Consider the following 6,066-nt stretch of genomic DNA (forward strand, 5'->3'; position numbering starts at 1 on the left):
TCGGTACCGGGGGGTACGCAAGAACACCTTCGACCTGCGACGGGCCGCGTCCATCCAGAACATCGAGTCATGGCAGCGGCACTTGGAGCGCCCCACTCTCAAAGCCGGATAACATGAACTTCAAACGATTCGGTGCTCTAGAGGGTACACGCCTGCTCAAGCCGCCCCCCCATGAGGAGGCGGCAGGCGATGGACCATTGCTGCTGGGGACTCAAACCCACGAGTTCTGGGGTGGCCCCCGCGCCGGGGCCAGCCTCCCAGGCTGCGAGGGCAGTCCCAGGTGCTCATGGCGCGCACCCCACCGGGAGCCGTCAGATACGCCAGCACCCTCAGCCTGCCTCCACACCTGCCGCACGCGAACACGTCTAGCGCGAAGCTCCAGAGCCCTCGTTCACCCCTGCCGGTAGGGCACGCGCGGCAGCACCCGCTCCACCAGGTGCACCGCCGTTACATGCGCCCGCTTCGCGTTACAGCAGGGGCATGCCCCTCGTCCCTTGCACGAGAAGGCGACGAGAGGCTCGTCCTCGCAACTCTCGCAGCGCACCCGCACGAACCCGTGCGCCAGCACGCTGCACTCCAAGTACCGGGCGAAGTCCCGCTCCACATACCGGGGCAGGCCGCGCCCCACCTCGCTCGCCTCTGCCAACAGCGTGGCAAGGTGGTCCGAAAGAACACCCGCTTCGGCATGGACGCCTCCTCACGCGGAAGTTCCCTTCTATGCGATGCGGCAAGTGACCACTCCTGACTGACAGCGGGGTTCGATCGGGTTGAGCCAGTTCCTACAGGTGACGGAGGTGGCTCAACCCAAGTGGGCCTCGCTATGAGCAGGCGTGTACCCAAGGGGGCTGCGCCGCCTGTCCACCGGCCGGCAGCATCACTCGGGCGGCCCCGTCACCGGCCCTCCTCGGCCCCTCTGCACCCTCCCTCCCCCTCCACTGGGCCCCCATCCCTTCTATGCGCGGCGCTTATTCGGCATCTCGGTTATAGGGGCTTCCTCCCTTGCCTCATTTTCGGAGAGCGCAATGCGTCGAACACTTCCTTGCTTAGCCACCATGACCCTTGCGAGCTGCGTGGCTGTCGCGCCCCTCACTGCGGCCGATACGAGCAAGCCCGCCACCGAATGGCTGGCTCATCCGTCCGATGCAGCCCGGGTGGCACGCGTCGAAGCGGGCCTCGAGCCGGTCACGCTCCCGGGTGAGGAGCCCGTTCGCATGTCACTCCAGCGCTGGATGGAGCTGTACAAGATTCCCGGGCTGAGCGTCGCCGTGTTCGAAAACAACGCCATCGTTTGGGCCAAGACCTACGGCGTGAAGGAGGCTGGTGGTTCGGAGCCCGTCGCCCTCGACACGCTGTTCCAGGCCGCCTCCATCAGCAAGCCGGTGACGGCCCTGGCGGTGCTTCACTACGCCGAGCAGGGCGAGTGGTCGCTCGACGCGAACATCAACGAGAAGCTGATCTCGTGGCAGGTCCCGGACAACGAGTTCACGAAGGAGCAGAACGTGACGCTCCGCCGGCTGCTCAGCCACAGTGCGGGCCTGACGGTGCACGGCTTCCCAGGCTACGCCGTCAACGAACCGCTGCCCACTGTCCAGCAGATCCTCGACGGCGAGAAGCCCGCCAACACAGGTCCGGTGCGAGTCGACATCGTCCCCGGGACGCAGACGCGGTACAGCGGCGGCGGCACGACGGTGGTCCAGCTGATGATGGTCGATCAGCTGAAGAAGCCGTTTCCGCAGATCATGCGGGAGACGGTGCTGGCACCGCTCGGTCTGACGAACAGCACGTATGAGCAGGCTCTGCCCCCGGCTCTCGCCGCCATGGCTGCCACGGGCACGTACGCGAGCGGTAAGAGCATCGAAGGGCGCTGGCATGTCTACCCGGAGATGGCGCCCGCCGGCTTGTGGACGACGCCATCTGATCTCGCGCGCATCGCCATCGAGGTGTCGAAGGCCAAGGCAGGCACCTCCACGCGCGTGCTATCGCAGGCGATGGCGAAGCAGATGCTCACGAAACAGTCGACGAGCTTCGGGCTCGGCTTCTACTTAGAGGACGGCACCGACGAGTTCGGCCACGGCGGCTCGAACGAGGGCTTCCAATCCTTTCTGACTGCGTTCGCCGACTCGGGCAGTGGCGTGGCGATGATGGCCAACTCGGACAACGGGTTCCTGCTCTTCGAGCGGCTCCTCCCCAGTGTGGCCGCCGAGTACGGCTGGAAGGCCTCTACCCAGCGCCTGGAGTCCCCGATGATAGTGGCGGACCTGCTCTCGCGACTCAAGGGAGCGGAGGCCGCCCTCGCCTGGTACAAGGCGAGACACCGCGACGGCCCGGCCGAAGGGATGTCGCCGAGCGTCCTGAACTTCATCGGCTATCGGATGCTCCTCGAAGGCAAGCTCGACGACGCGCTGAAGGTGCTCGAGGCGAACGTCGAGCTCTATCCTGAGGACGCCAATGCGTATGACAGCCTCGGTGAGGGCTACCTCAAGGCGGGCAGGAACGAGGAGTCCATCGTCAACTACAGGAAGTCGCTCAAGCTCGACCCAAAGAACACCAACGCCGTGAAGATGCTCGAGAAGCTCGGCGTGCGCCCCTGAGGCACGTTCGGTGAGGAGCAGCGTGGGGCGATATGCTCCTCCTCATCAGGAGAGGACGCGGCTCGGATAGGAGCGTCCCACCGGTTCCCCCAAGCAGATGCGGAGGAGGCAAGCGCGGGGATAGAGGCAGCGGCCAGGAAGGAGCGGATGAAGGAGAGGACGCCGCCAGTGGACTGGGCAGAGTTGCTGAGGAGGACGTTCGACTTTGACGTGTTCGCCTGTTTGAGGTGTGGAGGTAGGCGGCGGGTTTTGGCGTACGTGGAGGGCATCGGCCCCTCTCATCGGGTCATATCTGCCCAGGCTGCGGCTCGGGAAGGGGCTCCTCAGCCATCGCTTCTTGAGTGTGGACAGAGGGAGCATCCTCTCGAGCGGTGATGGCTGCGGCCTCTCCCAGTCCCGTGGTGCCTGCATCAGGGTCCACACTGCCAGCACCAAGCTCGCCGCTGCCGCCACGAGCGAGAGCCAGAGAAGTGCTCGAGGACGGAATGGCTTGCTGTGCATGCGCGCCGTGGCCTGCTCCAATTCCTCTGCCAGTTCTGCGGCGGTGCCCCGCTGCCCGGGGCGTACGGAGAGCAGGCGCAGGACCACGGCACGGAGCTGCGGCTCCACGCGAGAGTCGTTCAGCAAGGCAGCAGGAAGAAGCACGTTCTCCAGATGCCAGCTTCCGTGCTCATCCGAGCACGGTGCCTGGGGGAAGCCGTGCCGGGTGTCGCGCGGGAGTGGACGTCCTGTCCATGAAGAGCCTCGTGAGAGAGAGGGAACCACTCCCTTCTCCTGTCCGCAGCCTACCCCCCGCGTAGGGTCACGTCAGCGCGTGCCGGAGGGCCCGATGGACACAACAACCCCGCCCACTCCACTGGCGGCGCCCTCTCCTTCTGCGGCTCCTTGCTGGCCGCTGCCTTGAGCGCCACGCTCGCCTCCTCCTCTCCTGCGAGGTTCGGCGGACGATACGTGCGCCAGGCTTGTAAGCTGGTGAGCACGATGGAACGTCCCCGCCCGCCGCGCTCGACTGCAGAGTCATCCTCCGAGACAGGGGATTCCCAGCAAGGAAGCCTGCCCCAGCGACGCATCCCCGTGGTGGCGTGACGAGTCCAAGTCATCCGCTCCAGATGAAGCTCACGGACCAAGGCCACAGGGGTGAGTCCCACGGCAGGGGCACGCATCGCGCATAAGGTGGACGGCCCGTGCACCACCTCTCGTCCCGCCGGTCATTGAATGGAGGCCCTGTTGCATCAGCGACGGGGCCTCCGTGTGACAGTGTAGGTGGTGTGCAGAGCAGCGCGGCCCGTATAGTTCGCGAGGCGGGTTGATCCGGCGTAAAGGCGGCTTCATGGCTCACGGGCTCACGGGCTCCTCACAAGTGGATGTCGCGATCCTCACCGTCATCCCGGCGGAGCTGATCGCGGTCCGCAAAGCGCTGGGGATCCCCGAGGACGCCCGCTTCGAGGATGAGAAGGGGACCATCGGCTATCGCGGCCGGCTTCACTCCGCGCTCGCACGGCGGGACTACGAAGTCGTCCTCACGTGCATGGGCCGAGCGGGAAATGATGCCTCGGCCACCATGGCGCAAACCGTCATCTCCCGGTATCACCCCCAGGCCGTGCTGTTGGTGGGGATCGCTGCTGGGGTGAGGGGCAAGCTGCGGATCGGAGATGTGGTGCTCTCCGAGCGGGTCGTCGCCTACGAAAGCGCGGCGTTCGTGAGCACGCGCGAGGGCGGCTCTCGCGAGGAACCCCGGCCGGAGATCCGGCCCATCCCTCACCGCATGAGCCAGGCTGTCGCGAACTACCAACCGGACGAGGAGCGGCTGCGAAAGCGCTTCGAACAGGGGGGAGCGATCCCGCCGCCGCCGCCGCCCGGGAGCAAGAGGCTCTATCAGGAGCATGTCGCGGCGTGGCCCCAGGTGAGGCCGGCGACGATCGCGAGCGGCGACAAGCTCTTCCGCGACTCCGCCAGGATGGCTGAACTCCGCTCGCTCCATGGGAAGATCGAAGCGGTGGAGATGGAAGCCGCGGGGCTCATGGTGTCCTGTGAGGAGAACGGGATCCCCTGGTTGGTGATCCGGGGGATCTCCGACTTCGGGGATGAGCTCAAGAACGACGGCTTCCACGCGTTCGCGTCGAGGGCCGCGGCGGCGGTCCTGGCGGACTTCCTCCAGCATGGGCTGAAGCTGAAGGGGCGGCGGCGGCGCCGGTGGATGGGGCTGGCGGCGGGAGTCCTCCTGCTGGCAGCCGTTGGAGGACTTGCGAGCATGGTCCCCCACGGAAGCGAGCTCCCCGCGTGGATATGCGGGAGCGAGCTGACGCTCAAGCTCTTCAAGTCGTCTGTCTTCAAACAGCCAGACGCGACCCGCTTCCTGGTGGCGCGCTTCGAGGGCGACACCTCGTCTGAAGCGGACGTCTCGGAGAGGGTCTCCACCCACGTGGCGCATGCGCTGAGGGTCTACAAGGAGGAGACGCTCAGGGATCCTCGAGAGATGGACATCGAAGTCCCTGAAGACTCTCTGGAGATCAAGAAAGTCGCTTGTGTCATCGGGAGCCATAAGCAGGCGGAGACCCTTGCGCGGATCCTGGATGCGAACGTCGTGATCTGGGGACGGACGTCCTCCAATCCAGGCGAGAACCATTACACCGTGCATCCCAGCGCCACGCTGTATGAAACAGGGCGCAGCATCCACCGCGGCGGCGAGGACCGCATGGAACTGGCGAACCTGGGGCGTCTCGACCTGCCGGCCTTTCGCTTGACGGAGCCATTCCTGTTGGTCCAGTTCGCGCTGGGACTCCATTTCTACGAACAAGGAAAGCATTGGCTTGCCGCGAGGTTCTTTCAGAAGTCAGCGGACCTGGTACTGCCAAAAGAGCGCGGCATGGCCGAGCTCCACCTCGTGCTGGGGAGGGCGTATCATCATCTGCCAGACCTGACCCGCTCGCTTCGGCACAGCCGGCTGGCGTTGGAGGCCGTGAGGGGGAGCGGGAGTGAACTGGAAGGCACCCTGATCGGTGATATTGGCGCGACGCTCCATCTCAAGGGGGACTACACGGAGGCGCTGGAGCACCTGCAGCGTGCGTTGGCGATGAGCGAGAAGAGATTGGGACCGGACCACCCGGAGGTGGCCCTCCGCCTGAACAACGTTGGCTTTGCGCTCGCTTTTCAGGGGGACTATGCGAAGGCACTGGCGCATTGCCGGCGCGCTCTGGTGATCGCAGAGAGAGTCCTGGGGCCGGAGCACCTGCTGGTGGCCAGTATCCTGGGCAGCATGGGCACTGCGCTCGCGGCCCAGGGGGACTACGCGGAGGCCCTGAAGCACTTTCAGCGGGAGCTGGAGATGGAAGAGAGAATCCTGGGGCCGGAGCACCCGATCGTCGCCATCAGCCGGAGCGATATGGGCACTGTGCTCTTCTGTCAGGGGGACTACGCGGGGGCCCTGCATTATTTCCACAGTGCGCTGGCGATCACAGAGAAGGTGCTGGGACTG

The 6,066-nt window shown here is 65.7% G+C and carries 3 protein-coding genes; 2 read left to right on the forward strand and 1 reads right to left on the reverse strand.

The window, feature by feature from the left end; genetic code table 11:
- Positions 1 to 391: 391 nt before the first annotated feature.
- Positions 392 to 646 (reverse strand): transposase zinc-binding domain-containing protein, encoded by a 255-nt coding sequence (locus tag VD972_RS03040; RefSeq protein WP_324980444.1) that lies wholly within the window; start codon positions 644 to 646, stop codon positions 392 to 394.
- Positions 647 to 1,211: 565 nt separating this feature from the next.
- Here VD972_RS03040 and VD972_RS03045 point away from each other — a divergent pair.
- Both VD972_RS03045 and VD972_RS03050 read left to right on the forward strand, forming a co-directional pair.
- The gene (locus tag VD972_RS03045) at positions 1,212 to 2,591 is read left to right on the forward strand and encodes a serine hydrolase (protein ID WP_324980447.1); all 1,380 of its coding nucleotides are present in this window, start codon (positions 1,212 to 1,214) and stop codon (positions 2,589 to 2,591) included.
- 1,330 nt (positions 2,592 to 3,921) lie between these two features.
- Positions 3,922 to 6,066, forward strand: a 2,145-nt coding sequence (locus tag VD972_RS03050) for a tetratricopeptide repeat protein (protein ID WP_324980450.1), incomplete at its 3' end; no start/stop codon positions are given.

Source organism: Hyalangium sp., assembly GCF_035629615.1.
In the GTDB taxonomy this organism is placed as follows: Bacteria; Myxococcota; Myxococcia; order Myxococcales; family Myxococcaceae; genus Hyalangium.

Bases quoted from the DNA above. Each gene is read 5' to 3' on its own strand.
- VD972_RS03045 (WP_324980447.1), top strand. From the start codon at position 1,212: ATGTCACTCCAGCGCTGGATGGAGCTGTACAAGATTCCCGGGCTGAGC.